Origin of the sequence: Mitsuaria sp. RG, assembly GCF_028369275.1 — a bacterium.
In the GTDB taxonomy this organism is placed as follows: Bacteria; Pseudomonadota; Gammaproteobacteria; order Pseudomonadales; family Pseudomonadaceae; genus Aquipseudomonas; species Aquipseudomonas peradeniyensis.
On the sequence record NZ_JAQMYQ010000055.1, the window covers coordinates 1 to 15,408 of the forward strand.

Here is a 15,408-nt window from a genome sequence, read left to right on the forward strand (position 1 = left end):
GATGTCAGATCAGAACGCCGGAATCACCGCGCCCTTGTACTTCTCGGTGATGAACTGCTTCACCTCAGGCGAGTGCAGGGCCGCGGCCAGCTTCTTCATGGCATCGGCGTCCTTGTTGTCCGGACGCGCCACCAGGATGTTCACGTAGGGCGAATCGCTGCCTTCGATCACCAGGGCGTCCTTCTCCGGGTTCAGTTTGGCTTCCAGCGCATAGTTGGTGTTGATCAGCGCCAGGTCGACCTGGGTCAGCACGCGTGGAATGGTGGCCGCTTCCAGCTCGCGGAATTTCAGCTTCTTGTCGTTGCCGGTGATGTCCTTCACGGTCGACAGGATGTTGTTGCTGTCCTTGAGCTTGATCACGCCAGCCTTGTCCAGCAGCAGCAGGGCACGGCCGCCGTTGGTGGCGTCGTTGGGGATGACCACGGTGGCGCCGGATGGCAGTTCGTCGAGCTTCTTGTACTTGCTCGAGTAGGCGCCCAGCGGCTCCAGGTGCACGCCGGCAACGCTGACCAGCTGGGTGCCCTTGGCCTTGTTGAACTCATCCAGGTACGGCTGGTGCTGGAAGAAGTTGGCGTCCAGACGTTTTTCGGCCACCTGCACGTTCGGCTGGATGTAGTCGGTGAACTCCTTGACCTTCAGCTCCACGCCCTCCTTCGCCAGCTGCGGCTGGACGAACTTGAGGATCTCGGCGTGCGGCACCGGGGTGGCGGCGACGGTCAGGGTCTCGGCGTGGGCCGAGAAGGCCGCGACGGCGGCGACAACAGCAAGCAGCTTCTTCATTGATCACTCCTTGTGAGGGCCGCGACGGCCCCCGAACGGGTCGGCCAGGCCGACCCCATTGGGGTTATTTACGGGAAAAATGCACGACCAGCTTGTCACCGACGCTCTGCAGCACCTGCACCAGGATCAGCAGCAGGACCACGGTGACCACCATCACGTCGGTCTGGAAACGCTGGTAGCCGAAGCGGATGGCCAGGTCACCCAGGCCGCCCGCGCCCACCACACCGGCCATGGCGGTGTACGAGACCAGGGTGATGGCGGTGACGGTGATCGCCGCGAAGATGCCCGGACGGGCCTCAGGCAGCAAGGCGTTGGTGATGATCTGGCGGGTGGTGGCGCCCATCGACTGGGTGGCTTCGATGATGCCGCGATCCACCTCGCGCAGGGCGGTTTCCACCAGGCGCGCGAAGAACGGCGTGGCCCCCACCACCAGCGGAGGAATCGCCCCCGCAACACCCAGCGAGGTGCCGGTGATCAGCACGGTGATCGGGATCATCACGATCAGCAGGATGATGAACGGCAGCGAGCGCAGGATGTTCACCACCAGCGACAGCAGCGCGTAGACGCCCTTCTGCTCGAACATCTGCCGCGGCCCGCAGAGGAACAGCAGCACGCCCAGCGGCAGGCCCAGCAGCACGGTGAAGAACAGCGAGCCGAACAGCATGATCATGGTGTCGATGCTGGCCAGCCAGATTTCGGCCCAGTCGACGTTGGCGAAGAAATTCAGGGCGTCCATCAACGCAGTACCTCCATATGTACGTCAGCTGCAGTGAAGCGGGCGAATGCCGCGTCCATGTCTCCGCCGATCAGGGCGAGGGTCAGCTGGCCATAGGGAATGTCCTTGATGCGGTCGATGCGTCCGGCCAGGATGCTGTAGTCGACACCGGTTTCGCGGGCCACGGTGCCCAGCAGCGGCGCGTAGGTGGCGCAACCCTGGAACGTCAGGCGCACGATGCGGCCCGGCACATGGGCGAAGTCGTCGCGTTGCTCGTTCTCGTCGACCTGCTCGTCCTCCTGGACGAAGCGCCGGGTGGTGGCGTGCTGCGGGTGCAGGAACACGTCGGCCACCGGGCCGGCCTCGACGATCTGCCCGGCGTCCATCACCGCCACGCGGTCGCAGACCCGGCGGATCACGTCCATCTCGTGGGTGATCAGCACGATGGTCAGCTTCAGCTCGCGGTTGATCTCGGCCAGCAGTTGCAGCACCGAGGCGGTGGTCTGCGGGTCGAGGGCGCTGGTGGCCTCGTCGCACAGCAGGATCTTCGGGTTGGTGGACAAGGCGCGGGCGATGCCGACGCGCTGCTTCTGTCCGCCCGACAGCTGTGCCGGATACTTCTTCGCGTGCTCGGACAGGCCGACGCGGGCCAGCAGTTCGGTGACGCGCTTGTCGATCTCGCCACGCGGCAACTCGCCGGCCAGCACCAGCGGCAGGGCGACGTTGTCGGCGACGGTCTTGGACGCCAGCAGGTTGAAGTGCTGGAAGATCATCCCGACCTGCTGGCGGAAGCGGCGCAGCTGGTTGGCCTCGAAGGCGGTGACGTCCTCGCCGTCGACCACGATCTTGCCGCCGGACGGCTCCTCGAGGCGGTTGATCAGACGCAGCATGGTGCTCTTGCCGGCACCGGAGTGGCCGATCAGGCCGAACACCTGGCCATCTTCGATGGTCAGGCTGGTCGGGTTCAGGGCCGGGATATCCCTACCGGCGACGCGGTAGGTCTTGTGGACATTTTGAAACTCGATCACTGAGCGAACCTTGTGGGGCGCATGGAATTTGGGTCAGCGGTTAGCCGGGGTCGCGCATTTTAGCCTTTTCCCCTGTCTGTTCTTAGCATTAATTTCGCAATGCTCCAATCCAATCGGCATATCGCGACGGTCGGCAATCCGATTGAACGCATTCGACGGCCTTCCAGTCATCTACTTGAACAAGCCCGAGTACTGATGAGGAGAGCCGAAGATGCCCAGCAAGAAGCCCCAGGCGCCGCAGCCGAGCCCGGTCGCGGGCACCGAAACCCCTGACAAGGCCAACACCAACGCCAAGTTGCAGAGCCTGGAAGCCTTTCGCAGCGACGCCAGCGGCCAGGCGCTGCGCACCAACCAGGGCGTGAGAATCGCCGACAACCAGAACAGCCTCAAGGCCGGCGCCCGTGGGCCTTCGCTGCTCGAAGACTTCATCATGCGTGAGAAGATCACCCACTTCGACCATGAGCGCATACCGGAACGCATCGTCCACGCCCGGGGCTGTGGCGCCCACGGCTATTTCCAGAGCTACGGCTGCCATGGCGAACTGACCAAGGCCGGTTTCCTGCAGGATCCCGAGAAGATCACCCCGGTGTTCGTGCGTTTTTCCACCGTGCAGGGGCCACGCGGCTCGGGCGACACGGTGCGTGACGTGCGGGGCTTCGCGGTGAAGTTCTACACCGACGAGGGCAACTTCGACCTGGTCGGCAACAACATGCCGGTGTTCTTCATCCAGGACGCAATCAAGTTTCCCGACTTCGTCCACGCGGTGAAACCCGAGCCGCACAACGAGATGCCCACCGGCGGTTCGGCCCACGACACCTTCTGGGACTTCGTCTCGCTGGTGCCGGAGTCGGCGCACATGGTCATGTGGGCCATGTCCGACCGCGCCATCCCACGCAGCCTGCGGATGATGGAAGGCTTTGGCGTGCATACCTTCCGCCTGGTCAACGCCGAGGGCGTGGCCAGTTTCGTCAAGTTCCACTGGAAACCGCGCCAGGGCGTGCACTCGGTGCTGTGGGACGAGGCGCAGAAGCTGGCGGGCAAGGACACCGACTACCACCGCCGCGACCTGTGGGAGGCCATCGAGACCGGGCATTACCCGGAATGGGAGTTGGGCGTGCAGATCGTCCCCGAAGCCGATGAGCACAAGTTCGACTTCGACCTGCTCGACCCGACCAAGCTCATCCCCGAAGAACTCGTTCCGGTGACACCGTTGGGCAGGATGGTGCTCGATCGCAACCCCGACAACTTCTTCGCCGAGGTGGAGCAGATCGCCTTCTGTCCGGGGCATATCGTCCCTGGCATCGACTTCAGCAATGACCCGCTGCTGCAGGGCAGGCTGTTCTCCTACACCGATACCCAGATCAGCCGCCTGGGCGGGCCGAACTTCCATGAAATCCCGATCAACCGCCCTGTCGCGCCCAACCACAGCAGCCAGCGTGATGCCATGCACCGCATGACCCTCGACAAGGGGCGCGCCGCCTACGAGCCCAACTCGATCGATGGCGGCTGGCCGCAAGAGACGCCACCCGCCGCGCGGGACGGTGGCTTCGAGAGCTATGGGGAGCGTATCGATGCCCACAAGATCCGCCAGCGCAGCGCGTCGTTCGGCGATCATTTTTCCCAGGCCCGATTGTTCTTCCAGAGCATGAGCCCGACGGAGCAGCAGCACATCATCAAGGCTTACAGCTTCGAGCTGGGCAAGGTGGAGCGTGAGGCGATTCGCGCCCGGGAAGTGAACGAGATCCTTGCCAACATCGACCTCAAGCTGGCGGCGGCGGTGGCGGCCAACCTCGGGTTGCCGGCGCCGAAGGCCGGCACGGTCAAGGTGAAAGGCAGCAAGCCCTCGCAGTCAAAGGCCTTGAGCCAGATGAGCCATCCCGGTGGGATCGGCATCAGTGGGCGCAAGGTCGCCATTCTGGTTGCCGATGGCGTGGATGCTGGCAGCGTCGACAAGGTTGTGAAGGCGCTGGAGGCCAAGAGCGCCCGCCCCGTGCTGTTGGGCCCGACCTCGGCACCGGTCAAGGCTGCCGATGGCACGCCACTGCCGGTGGATGCCTCCATGGAAGGCATGCCGTCGGTGATGTTCGATGGCGTGTGGGTGCCGGCGGGCAAGGCTTCGCTGGAGGCGCTGGAGAAAAGCGGCGTGGCCAGGCATTTCCTGCTGGAGGCCTACAAGCACCTCAAGCCCATTGGGGTGACCAGCGAGGGCAAGCTGTTGCTGAACAAGCTGGGGCTGAAGGAGGATGCGGGGCTGTTGCTGGGGGATGGGCAGAAGGCGTTCGATGGGTTCTTCAAGGCGCTCGAAGGGCACCGGGTGTGGGCGCGGGAGGCGGCTGCCGAGGCGATACCAGCGTAGGAATCAGCCCTTTCAGTGTCGATATTGGTGCTCGGCTTGGAAATGCCGGGGCTGCTTTGCAGCCCTTTCGCGGGGCAAGCCCGCTCCTACAGGGATCGCATAACCCCTGTAGGAGCGGGCTTGCCCCGCGATTGTTCACTGCTGATGGGGGATCAAGACCACCTGCGCCGGCAGCGAGCGCTGGATCTCATGTTTCTGCTCAAGCTCGAAACCACTGTCGAGCTTGCGCACGCGCTTCTCCAGCAGGGTCTTGAGCCACGGCGCGTCCTGGGTGCGCGGGACCTGGAACACCACCTCGCACTGGTAATTCACCACATCGGCGGCGATGTCATCCAACTGGCGGCGCATCGCCCGGCTGTCGGTGGTCTTCAACGCCACGACGGTGCTGGGCGCGGTCGGGTCGATGACCCGGGCCTTGGGCTTGGACTCGGCCGCCTTCAGCGCCGCCTCGGCCTTTTCCAGCTCGGCCTTGCGCGCCTGGGCCATGGCATCGCCGCCAGTCAGGGCTGGTGCCTGGGGCATCAGCGCCCGGGCGCGGGCCAGCGCGGTGGCGGCGGCATTCACATCGCCCTTTTGCAGGACGATGCGGCTGCGTTGCAGGTAGGCCTCGGCCAGCTGGCGCTGGTGCGGCTCGAGGCGCGCATCGCCTGGTGCCTGGGCCTGCAGCGCGGCCAGCTGGTCCTCGGCGGTGGCCAGTTCGTTGCTGGCGATGCTCTGTTCCAGCTGCTGCCAGGCATCCGGCTGGGCAGGCGCGACCGGCTGCTCGGCCGGCTTGCTGGAGCAGGCGGCCAGGAACAGGGAAAACGCGGCAACAAGCAGATAACGTGAGGCGAACGGCTTCATTCCTGCGACTCTCTATTTGCGCAAAAAGCGAGCAAGTCTACACCCAGGTGCGCACGCTCGAAAACTGGTCTTGTCAGACCTGCAAGCGATGAAAAGGTTGCAGGGCGCGTCAGCAGGCGCCCTGGAATCTCAGCGTTTCGGCAACGCCAGGCTCAGCAAGAATAGCACTGCCGCACAGACCACGATCGAAGGCCCGGCCGGGGTGTCCTTGAACCAGGACAGCGCCAGGCCGCCACAGACCGCGGTAACCCCCAGCAGGCTGGCGCCCACGGCCATCTGCTCTGGCGAGCGGGCGTGACGCTGTGCCGCGGCGGCCGGGATGATCAGCAGCGAGGTGATCAGCAGCACGCCGACGATCTTCATTGCCACCGCGATCACCACGGCGATCAGCAGCATCAGCGCCAGGCGCAGGCCGGCCACGGGAAGGCCCTCGACCCTCGCCAGCTCCTCGTGCACGGTGACCGCCAGCAGCGGCCGCCAGAACATCGCCAGCAGTACCAGCACCAGCGCGCTGCCACCGAGGATCCAGGCCAGGTCGGTGGTGCTGATCGCCAGCAGGTCGCCGAACAGGTAGGCCATCAGGTCGATGCGCACATCGTGCATGAAGCTCAGTACCACCAGGCCCAGCGACAGGGTGCTGGGGGCGAGGATGCCGAGCAGGGTGTCCGAGGCCAGTGGCTGGCGCTGTTGCAGGGTCACCAGCAGGATCGCCAGCAACAGGCAGCCGACGGTCACCGCCAGCGCCGGGCTGACGTCCAGGGCAAAGCCCAGCGCCACGCCGAGCAGCGCGGCGTGGGACAGGGTGTCGCCGAAGTAGGCCATGCGCCGCCAGACCACGAAGGAGCCCAGGGGGCCGGCGACAAGTGCCAGCGACAGGCCGGCAAGCAGGGCGTAGAGAAGAAAATCAGCCATGCTTGCAGTGCTCTCCGTGGACATGGGCGCCGGGGGCGATCACCGAGCCGTGCAGGTCGTGGCTGTGATCGTGATGGTGGTGGTAGACGGCCAGGCTCTTGGCATTCTGGCCGAACAGCTCGACGAAGGCCGGGTCGTTGCTGACCTGCTCCGGATGGCCCGAACAGCAGACGTGGCGGTTGAGGCAGACCACCTGGTCGGTGGCGCTCATCACCAGGTGCAGGTCGTGGGAGACCATCAGCACGCCGCAGCCATGACGGTCGCGCAGGCGGGTGATGAGGTTGTACAGCTCGGTCTGGCCGACTACGTCGACGCCCTGCACCGGCTCGTCCAGCACCAGCAGCTCGGGTTCGCGCAACAGGGCGCGGGCCAGCAGCACGCGCTGCATCTCGCCGCCGGAGACGGTCTGGATCGGGCTGTCGATCACCTGCTCGGCGCCGACTTCCTGCAGCGCCGCCAAGGCTGCCGCGCGGTCTACCCCGGGCACCAGGCGCAGAAAGCGCAGCACCGACAGCGGCAGCGTGGCGTCTACCTGGATCTTCTGCGGCATGTAGCCGATGCGCAGCTTCGGCTTGCGCCACACCTTGCCGCGGTGTGGTTTGAGCAGGCCGAGCACGGCGCGTACCAGGGTGGTCTTGCCGGCGCCGTTGGGGCCGATCAGGGTGACGATCTGCCCCGGCGCGACGGCCAGGTCGATGCTGTCGAGCACCGCTTCGCCACCGAAGTTGACGCCGACCTGCTCGAGGCGGATCAGGGCGTCGCTCATGCCTTGCCCCGGCAGTTGCCACACAGGCCGACCACTTCGACCGTCTGCGTCTCGACGGCGAAGCCCACGGCCTTGGCGCTGCTGACGATGGCGTCGCTGATGCTGTGTTGCTCCAGCTCGATGGCCACATGGCAGGCGCGGCAGATCAGGAACTGGCCCTGGTGCGCATGCTCGGGATGGCTGCAGCCGATGAAGGCGTTGAGCGAGGCGATGCGGTGCACCAGGCCGTTCTCCAGCAGGAAGTCCAGCGCCCGATAGACGGTCGGTGGCGCGGCGCGGCGGCCGTCCTGCTCGCTGAGCACGGCGAGGATGTCGTAGGCACCCAGCGGCTTGTGGCTCTGCCACACCAGCTCCAGCACGCGGCGGCGCAGGGCGGTCAGGCGCAGGCCCTGACGGTTGCACAGCGCGTCGGCCTCGGCCAGCGCACTGTGGACGCAGTGGGAATGATCGTGGGGACGGTGGGCCAGCGGCGTGATGGACATGGGCAGCGACGGTTCAGGATGGAGACGTTATTATGTTACCTGTTTCTGACGACCCGAGTATCCACCGTGTCCCGATTCCTTGCCCTGTTTGTCGCTTTCATCTCTTTTTCGGCCCACGCCGACGTGCGCGTGCTGACCAGCATCAAGCCCCTGCAGCAGATTGCCGCCGCCGTTCAGGACGGTGTCGGCAGCCCTGACGTGCTGCTGCCGCCGGGCGCCTCCCCGCACAACTACGCGCTGCGCCCCTCCGACGTGCGCAAGGTCGCCGATGCCGACCTGCTGTACTGGATCGGCCCGGACATGGAAGGCTTCCTGCCCCGCGTGCTGAAGAGCCGCGCCAAGCCGACCGTGGCCGTGCAGTCGCTGTCGGGCCTGCAACTGCGTCACTTCGGCGAGGACAGCCACTCCCATGACGAGGAAGACCACGACGATCACGACCATGACCACCGTCCGGGCAGCCTCGATGCGCACCTGTGGCTGTCGTCGGTGAATGCCCGGGTGATCGCGACGAAGATGGTCGGTGACCTGGCGACAGCGGATCCGGCCAATGCGCCGCGCTACCAGGCCAACCTCAAGCTGTTCATCGAGCGCATGGATGCCCTGGATGGGCGGATCAAGCAGCGGGTGGCGGGGATCGCCGGCAAGCCGTACTTCGTGTTCCATGAAGCCTTCGATTACTTCGAGGCCGCCTATGACCTGAAGCACGCCGGCGTGTTCAGTGTCGCCGCGGAAGTGCAGCCGGGCGCACAGCATGTCGCCGCCATGCGCAAGCGCCTGCAGGCGGTGGGCAAGACCTGTGTGTTCAGCGAGCCGCCGCTGCGCCCGCGCCTGGCCGAGACGCTGACGGCCGGGTTGCCGGTGCGCCTGGCGGAGCTGGATGCGCTGGGTGGGAGCGATGCGGTGGATGCCAGGGGCTATGAGCGTTTGCTGGAGAAACTGGGCAGCGACCTGGCCGGTTGCCTGGAACAGTTCTAACGCCTGGGCTGGCCCTTTCGCGGGTAAACCCGCTCCCACAGGCTTCGCGCCGAAGTTGAAGTCAGCGGGGTTCCTGTGGGAGCGGGTTTACCCGCGAAGAAGCGGACGCGGTTACAAGGCAAACGGCAGGTGCAATGCCACCTGCTGACGCTGCGCCAGGCGCACTTCGAACTCGCTTGGGTCATGGATCATCACGTCCATCCCGGCGAACGCCTGCGCCGCGATCAGGCGCGACAGCCAGAAGCGCACGCAGGCCACCCGCAGCATCACCGGCCACAGCTCGGCCTCGGCGGCAGTGAACGGCCGCAGCGCCGCATAGGCGCCCAACAGGGCCTGGGCGCGTGGCAGGTCGATGCCGCCCTGCTCGTCCAGGCACCAGTCGTTCACGGTGATGGCGATGTCGTACAGCATCGGCCCGGAACAGGCGTTGTAGAAGTCGATCAACCCGGTCAGGTGGGTGCCTTCGAACATCACGTTGTCTCGGAACAGGTCGGCGTGCAGGTTGGCCTTGGGCAGGGCGAGGATCTGCGCCTTGTGCGCGGTGATTTCCGCCAGTGCCGGCTGCAACAGCCCTGTCTGTTCCCGGTTCAGGCCCGGCAGCAGCTGGGCGCCAGATTCCAGCATCCAGTCCAGGCCACGGTCGGTGCGGCGCTCGATGATGTGCTCGCGGGTGGCCAGGTGGATATGCGCCAACAGCTCGCCGACCTGGGCGCAGTGCTGGTTGTTCGGAGCCTTGATGTGCTTGCCCGAAAGCCGTGGCTGCAGAAGAGCCGGCTTGCCGCACAGTTCGCGCAGGCCGTTGCCGTCGCGGTCGCGCACGGCGTAGGGCACCGGCATGTCGGCAGCGTGCAGCACGTCGAGCAGTTCGATGAAGAACGGCATGTCTTCAGCCGGCCCGCGCTCGATCAGTGTGAGGACGAACTCCCCCTTTTCCAGGCTGACGAAGAAATTGCTGTTCTCGGTACCGGCGGCGATGCCCTGGAAGTCGAGCAGGCGACCCAGCTCGTACGGCGCCAGAAAGGTTTCCAGCTCAGGCCGGGACACAGGGGTGAAGACTGACATGTTGAAGAATTGCCCATGCGGGCACTTCCGCCGGAAGTGCCTGGTTGATAAGAACGATACGCGTTACTAGCTTACCACTCGAAGATCTTCCAGGACGGAATCAGCATGTCCGGCTGGTCGGAACGAATGAAATTGCCTTCGGAGCCATCGGCGCGTACCAGGAAATAAGGCTTGCCGTTCTTCGGCGTGACCTTGATCGCATACAGGAAGCCGTTTTGACGGTACTCCTGGATGGTCTTGTCGCCTTCCGTGCGAATGGTTACATCGGGATCGGCCGATGGGGCTTCGTCCGCCGCCAGGGTGACGACCGGCATGGTGGCCAGCAGACCGAGCAGTAACAGGCGAATGGGTGTGCGCATGATAACCTAGTCCTTTTGTCGTCATTGATCCGGCTATTCTAGCGCCGGACCCGTCGAAAAGGTTGATTCTCCTCATGAGCCAAGCGCCCCTCGTCCTGGTGGACGGTTCGTCCTACCTCTACCGCGCCTTTCACGCGCTGCCGCCGCTGACCACCTCCAAGGGCCTGCCCACCGGCGCGGTCAAGGGCGTGCTGAACATGCTCAAGAGCCTGCGCAAGCAGTACCCGGACAGCCTGTTCGCGGTGGTTTTCGACGCCAAGGGCGGGACCTTCCGCGACGCCATGTTCGCCGAGTACAAGGCTAACCGCCCGAGCATGCCCGACGACCTGCGGGTGCAGGTCGAGCCGCTGCACGCCAGCGTCCGCGCCCTCGGCTACCCGCTGCTGTGCGTCGAAGGCGTGGAGGCCGACGACGTCATCGGCACCCTGGCGCGCAGCAGCGCCGCCGCCGGCCGCCCGGTGATCATCTCGACCGGCGACAAGGACATGGCCCAGTTGGTGGACGGTCACGTCACCCTGGTCAACACCATGACCGGCAGCGTGCTGGACATCGCCGGCGTGCACGAGAAGTTCGGCGTAGGTCCCGAGCACATCATCGACTTCCTCGCCCTGATGGGCGACAAGGTCGACAACATCCCCGGCGTGCCGGGTGTTGGCGAGAAGACCGCGGTCGGCCTGCTGACCGGTATCGGCGGCGGCCTGCGCGACCTGTACGACAACCTCGACAAGGTGCCGGCCCTGGCCATCCGTGGCGCCAAGACCCTGCCGGCCAAGCTCGAGGAGCACCGCGACGCGGCCTTCCTGTCCTACGAGCTGGCGACCATCAAGTGCGATGTCGAGCTGGATGTCGAAGTGGACGCCCTGGTCTGCGGCGAGCCGGACCGCGAGGCGCTGCTGGCGCTGTACACCGAGATGGAGTTCAAGAGCTGGGTGGCCGAGGTCCAGCGCAGCGCGCCCCAGGCCGGTGACAGCGTTGCTGCCGACGTTGAGCCTGTGGCCGAGAAGGTCGAGCCGAAGTACGAGACCATCCTCGACCAGGCGCGTTTCGACGCCTGGCTGGAGAAGCTGCGCCAGGCGCCGCTGTTCGCCTTCGACACCGAGACCACCGGCCTCGACGCGCAGCAGGCGCAACTCGTTGGCCTGTCGTTCGCCGTCGAGCCCCACGAGGCCGCCTATGTGCCGCTGGCCCACGATTACGAAGGCGCCCCCGCCCAGCTCGACCGTGACGCCGTGCTGCTGGCCCTCAAGCCCCTGCTGGAAGACCCGGCCAAGGGCAAGATCGGCCAGAACGCCAAGTACGACATCAATATCCTGGCCAACGGCAGCCCGGCCATCCTGATGCGCGGCGTGGCCTACGACACCATGCTCGAGTCCTACGTGTTCAACTCCACCGCCACTCGCCACGACATGGACAGCCTGGCGCAGAAGTACCTGGACCACTCCACCATCGCTTTCGAGGATATCGCCGGCAAGGGCGCCAAACAGCTGACCTTCAACCAGATTCATCTGGACAAGGCCGGCCCCTATGCCGCCGAGGACGCCGACATCACCCTGCGCCTGCACCACGCGCTGCAGGCGCGCCTGGCCGAGACACCCAGCGTGCAGCCGGTGTTGATGGACATCGAGATGCCGCTGGTACCGGTGCTGGCCCGCATCGAGCGCCAGGGCGCACTGGTGGATGCCGCGCTGCTCAAGGTGCAGAGCGGCGAGCTGGGAACAAAGATGGTCGAGCTGGAACGCGAGGCGTTCGAGCTGGCGGGCGAGACGTTCAACCTGGGTTCGCCCAAGCAGTTGGGGGGGATCCTCTACGACAAGCTGGGCATGCCGGTGCTGAGCAAGACCGCCAAGGGCCAGCCGTCCACCGCCGAGGCGGTGCTCGATGAGCTGGCCGAGCAAGGCTACCCGCTGCCCAAGGTGCTGATGCAGTATCGCAGCCTGAGCAAGCTCAAGAACACCTACACCGACAAGCTGCCCGAGCAGATCAACCCGCGCACCGGACGCATCCACACCTCCTACCAGCAGGCCGTGGCCGCCACCGGGCGCCTGTCGTCCAACGACCCGAACCTGCAGAACATCCCGATCCGTACCGCCGAAGGTCGGCGCATTCGCCAGGCTTTCGTCGCCAGCCCCGGCTACCGCCTGCTGGCGGCGGACTACTCGCAGATCGAGTTGCGCATCATGGCCCACCTGGCCAAGGACGAAGGCCTGCTGCATGCCTTCCGCAATGACCTGGATGTGCACCGCGCCACCGCCGCCGAAGTATTCGGCGTCGCCCTCGAGAATGTCACCAACGACCAGCGCCGCAGCGCCAAGGCGATCAACTTCGGCCTGATCTACGGCATGAGCGCGTTCGGCCTGGCCAAGCAGATCGGCGTCGACCGCAAGCAGTCCCAGGACTACATCGACCGCTACTTCGCCCGTTACCCCGGCGTGCTGGCCTACATGGAGCGCACCCGCGCCCAGGCCGCCGAGCAGGGCTTCGTCGAAACCCTGTTCGGCCGTCGCCTGTACCTGCCGGACATCAACGCCAAGAACCCGGCCCTGCGCAAAGGCGCCGAGCGCACCGCGATCAACGCCCCGATGCAGGGGACCGCGGCGGACATCATCAAGCGCGCCATGGTGGCGGTGGACAACTGGCTGGCCGACAGCAAGCTGGATGCGCGCGTTATCCTGCAGGTGCACGACGAACTGGTGCTCGAAGTGCGCGAGGACCTGGTCGAACGGGTGAAAGATGAAATCCGTGTCCACATGAGTGGTGCGGCGCAGCTGGATGTACCGCTGCTGGTGGAAGTAGGCGTTGGCGCAAATTGGGACGAAGCTCACTAAACGCTGCGTGAAAGCTGTGTAGGATCTGCGGCGTAGTGTCGCGGATCCGGTGCTGGCCTCGGGCCTTAGATCGGGAGTTTCATGAAACTATCGCAAATAGTTTCGAGGGGCTTGGAACTAAACCGGTGAACCGCCACTCAGAGGTACTGAATGGCTGGTGAAGCCTTTCGATGCTCCTATGTTGTGTTAAGTGTTGGCAGATATCTGGACCCCGCCCTAGCGGTCCGGACTTGGACCCCGAACTTCCCCCTCCCCATACGAAGTCCGGGGTTTTTTTTGCCCGGAATTCGGCGTTTTGGCTGGATGCAGACCCTGTGGGAGCGGGTTTACCCGCGAATGCGGCGGTGAACCCAGCATCGCATTCGCGGGTAAACCCGCTCCCACAGAAGTTGTACCAGCCTTCAAGCCACCGGCTTGTCTTCCAGCTCCATCCAGTCCGCCAGCACCCCGTAGGCCTCCTCCAGCCCCAGGCGCTTGGGCGCCGAGAACAGCTGGATGGTCGCCGCATCGCCCCAGCCCTTGCGGATTTCCGCCTGCACCTTGAGCAGGGTGTTCTTGCCGGCGCCGTGGGTGAGCTTGTCGGCCTTGGTCAGCAGGATGTGCATGGGCATGCCGCTGGCCTTGGCCCAGTCGAGCATCATCTTGTCGAAGTCGGTCATCGGGTGGCGGGTGTCCATCATCAGGATCACCCCGCGCAGGCACTCGCGGCTGCCCAGGTAGGCTTCCAGGTGTTTCTGCCAGTGCTGCTTGAGCGGGATCGGCACTTTTGCATAACCGTAGCCCGGCAGGTCGACCAAACGCCGTTCATCGTCCAGACTGAAGAAATTCAGCAGCTGGGTGCGCCCGGGGGTCTTCGAGGTGCGCGCCAGGCTGGCGTGGGTCAGGGTGTTGAGGGCGCTGGATTTACCGGCGTTGGAACGGCCGGCGAAAGCCACCTCGTAACCCTGGTCTTCGGGGCATTGTTCGACCTTGGCGGCGCTGAGGGCGAATTTGGCTTTCTGGCAGAGGCCGAGGATGGGGTTCTTGACTTGCATGGGATTTCCGATGTGGGTGTTGCCCAGCGCTGGAGGCGTAGGACCAGGCCTGGCAAGCGGTGTCGTTTCCGTTTGGCTGGCGGAAGTATATAATGCCCCAGTTTTTGTGTGCTCATTCGCCCAGCGAAGGCAATTGAGCATGGGGTGTCGAACAATAGCTCGCGCAACAGAACGCAGCGCGGCCCCCAACCCTGTCAGGTCGTTTCGCATGGCGAAATGGCTGCTTGCTGTCGGTATGTTCCTGCCGTTTTTCAGCGCACAGGCTACACAGGATCCCGAGGCGTTGTACAACCGCACGTGCGCGGCCTGTCACGCCGGACAACTGCCCCAGGCACCCAAAAGCGGTGACCGGGCGGCCTGGGAGCCAAGGCTGGCGCGAGGCATGGAGCAACTGGTGGTGCATGTTACACAGGGTTTCAAGGCTATGCCGCCGCGTGGATTGTGCATGGACTGCAGTGCCGAGGACTACCGTTTGGTCATCCTTTGGATGAGCGGCAGTCCCGATACATAACATTTCACCCTTAGCCGTGTTGGATTAGCTGATGAACAAACTATTCGTGAGTCTGCTGTTGACCATGGGGGTCGCAGGTGCGGCAACTGCTGCGGGACCCATCAAAGGCGATGCTGCTGCCGGTCAGGCCAAAACAGCTGTCTGTGGGGCCTGCCACAACCCTGACGGCAACAGCCTGGCACCGAACTTCCCGAAACTCGCCGGCCAAGGTGAGCCCTACCTGAACAAGCAGCTGCATGACATCAAGGACGGCAAGCGTACCGTGCTGGAGATGACCGGCATGCTGGCCAACTTCAACGACCAGGACCTGGCCGATATCGCCGCCTACTTCGCCAGCCAGAAAGGCAGCGTGGGCGCCGCCGACCCGAAACTGGTCGAGCGCGGCCGTGCCCTGTTCAATGGCGGCAACCTCGAGAAAGGCATGCCTGCCTGCACCGGTTGTCACTCGCCTAACGGCGCGGGCATCGCCCTGGCGAAATTCCCGCACCTGAGCGGCCAGCACGCGCAGTACGTCGGCAAGCAGCTGACCGACTTCCGCGAAGGCAACCGCACCAACGACGGCGACGCCATGACCATGCGCACCATCGCCGGCAAGCTGAGCAACAAGGACATCGAAGCGCTGTCCAGCTACATTCAGGGCTTGCACTGATCCAGTTGCCTTAGTGAGGGCAACTGCCCTCCAGGGTGTTCGGGATTCACCCTTGCCCGGGTAGGAGCGGTCTTGAGCCGCGAAAGGGCCGCAAAGCGGCCCCGGCGATCG

General features: G+C 64.9%; 15 protein-coding genes. 5 read left to right on the forward strand and 10 right to left on the reverse strand.

All coding sequences use genetic code 11. The annotated features are described in order from the left end of the window. Positions 1 to 9: 9 nt before the first annotated feature. The 3 genes from POF53_RS22815 to POF53_RS22825 form a co-directional block, all read right to left on the reverse strand. Positions 10 to 780, reverse strand: a complete 771-nt coding sequence (locus tag POF53_RS22815; RefSeq protein ID WP_232855468.1) for a MetQ/NlpA family ABC transporter substrate-binding protein — start codon at positions 778 to 780, stop codon at positions 10 to 12. Positions 781 to 844: 64 nt separating this feature from the next. Continuing rightward, a complete protein-coding gene (locus POF53_RS22820) occupies positions 845 to 1,516 on the reverse strand; it encodes a methionine ABC transporter permease (protein WP_050703190.1) in 672 nt (223 codons plus the stop codon). Further along, a complete protein-coding gene (locus POF53_RS22825; RefSeq protein ID WP_498969560.1) occupies positions 1,516 to 2,523 on the reverse strand; it encodes a methionine ABC transporter ATP-binding protein in 1,008 nt (335 codons plus the stop codon). The genes POF53_RS22820 and POF53_RS22825 overlap by 1 nt, the downstream gene beginning before the upstream one ends. A 211-nt stretch (positions 2,524 to 2,734) precedes the next feature. Here POF53_RS22825 and katE point away from each other — a divergent pair, with 211 nt between their 5' ends. After that, positions 2,735 to 4,879 carry a catalase HPII gene (gene katE / locus POF53_RS22830; protein ID WP_232855470.1) on the forward strand — a complete coding sequence of 715 codons (2,145 nt, stop codon included), beginning with the start codon at positions 2,735 to 2,737 and terminating at the stop codon, positions 4,877 to 4,879. Between the two features lie 135 nt (positions 4,880 to 5,014). Here the strand turns inward: katE and POF53_RS22835 are convergent, their stop codons facing one another. From POF53_RS22835 to zur, 4 genes are all read right to left on the reverse strand, one after another. After that, positions 5,015 to 5,722 (reverse strand): PA5502 family lipoprotein, encoded by a 708-nt coding sequence (locus POF53_RS22835; RefSeq protein WP_203649144.1) that lies wholly within the window; start codon positions 5,720 to 5,722, stop codon positions 5,015 to 5,017. A 129-nt stretch (positions 5,723 to 5,851) separates the two neighbouring features. Then, on the reverse strand, positions 5,852 to 6,634 hold the full coding sequence (znuB, locus tag POF53_RS22840) for a zinc ABC transporter permease subunit ZnuB (RefSeq protein ID WP_203649142.1): 783 nt from the start codon (positions 6,632 to 6,634) through the stop codon (positions 5,852 to 5,854). Then, positions 6,627 to 7,400, reverse strand: coding sequence for a zinc ABC transporter ATP-binding protein ZnuC (znuC, locus tag POF53_RS22845; RefSeq protein ID WP_203649140.1), 774 nt, complete (start codon positions 7,398 to 7,400; stop codon positions 6,627 to 6,629). Before znuC ends, znuB begins: the two co-directional genes overlap by 8 nt. Continuing rightward, positions 7,397 to 7,882, reverse strand: a complete 486-nt coding sequence (gene zur, locus POF53_RS22850) for a Fur family transcriptional regulator (protein ID WP_203649138.1) — start codon at positions 7,880 to 7,882, stop codon at positions 7,397 to 7,399. The genes znuC and zur overlap by 4 nt, the downstream gene beginning before the upstream one ends. A 66-nt stretch (positions 7,883 to 7,948) precedes the next feature. On the opposite strand from zur, the gene POF53_RS22855 reads away from it, so the two are divergent. Beyond that, positions 7,949 to 8,857 carry a zinc ABC transporter substrate-binding protein gene (locus tag POF53_RS22855; RefSeq protein WP_498969564.1) on the forward strand — a complete coding sequence of 303 codons (909 nt, stop codon included), beginning with the start codon at positions 7,949 to 7,951 and terminating at the stop codon, positions 8,855 to 8,857. A gap of 111 nt (positions 8,858 to 8,968) precedes the next feature. Here the strand turns inward: POF53_RS22855 and POF53_RS22860 are convergent, their stop codons facing one another. Both POF53_RS22860 and POF53_RS22865 read right to left on the reverse strand, forming a co-directional pair. After that, positions 8,969 to 9,919, reverse strand: a complete 951-nt coding sequence (locus tag POF53_RS22860) for a homoserine kinase (protein ID WP_254463865.1) — start codon at positions 9,917 to 9,919, stop codon at positions 8,969 to 8,971. Between the two features lie 71 nt (positions 9,920 to 9,990). Continuing rightward, positions 9,991 to 10,278: a DUF2782 domain-containing protein gene (locus tag POF53_RS22865; RefSeq protein ID WP_050703199.1), complete on the reverse strand. Its 288-nt coding sequence runs from the start codon at positions 10,276 to 10,278 to the stop codon at positions 9,991 to 9,993. Between the two features lie 74 nt (positions 10,279 to 10,352). On the opposite strand from POF53_RS22865, the gene polA reads away from it, so the two are divergent. Continuing rightward, positions 10,353 to 13,103 carry a DNA polymerase I gene (gene polA / locus POF53_RS22870; RefSeq protein WP_254463866.1) on the forward strand — a complete coding sequence of 917 codons (2,751 nt, stop codon included), beginning with the start codon at positions 10,353 to 10,355 and terminating at the stop codon, positions 13,101 to 13,103. Positions 13,104 to 13,504: 401 nt separating this feature from the next. Here the strand turns inward: polA and yihA are convergent, their stop codons facing one another. Continuing rightward, positions 13,505 to 14,137 (reverse strand): ribosome biogenesis GTP-binding protein YihA/YsxC, encoded by a 633-nt coding sequence (gene yihA / locus POF53_RS22875; protein WP_203649117.1) that lies wholly within the window; start codon positions 14,135 to 14,137, stop codon positions 13,505 to 13,507. 208 nt (positions 14,138 to 14,345) lie between these two features. Between yihA and POF53_RS22880 the strand changes: the two genes are divergently transcribed. Further along, positions 14,346 to 14,648, forward strand: a complete 303-nt coding sequence (locus tag POF53_RS22880; RefSeq protein ID WP_050703202.1) for a c-type cytochrome — start codon at positions 14,346 to 14,348, stop codon at positions 14,646 to 14,648. 31 nt (positions 14,649 to 14,679) lie between these two features. Next, positions 14,680 to 15,297, forward strand: a complete 618-nt coding sequence (locus POF53_RS22885) for a c-type cytochrome (protein WP_186712198.1) — start codon at positions 14,680 to 14,682, stop codon at positions 15,295 to 15,297. Positions 15,298 to 15,408: the final 111 nt, after the last annotated feature.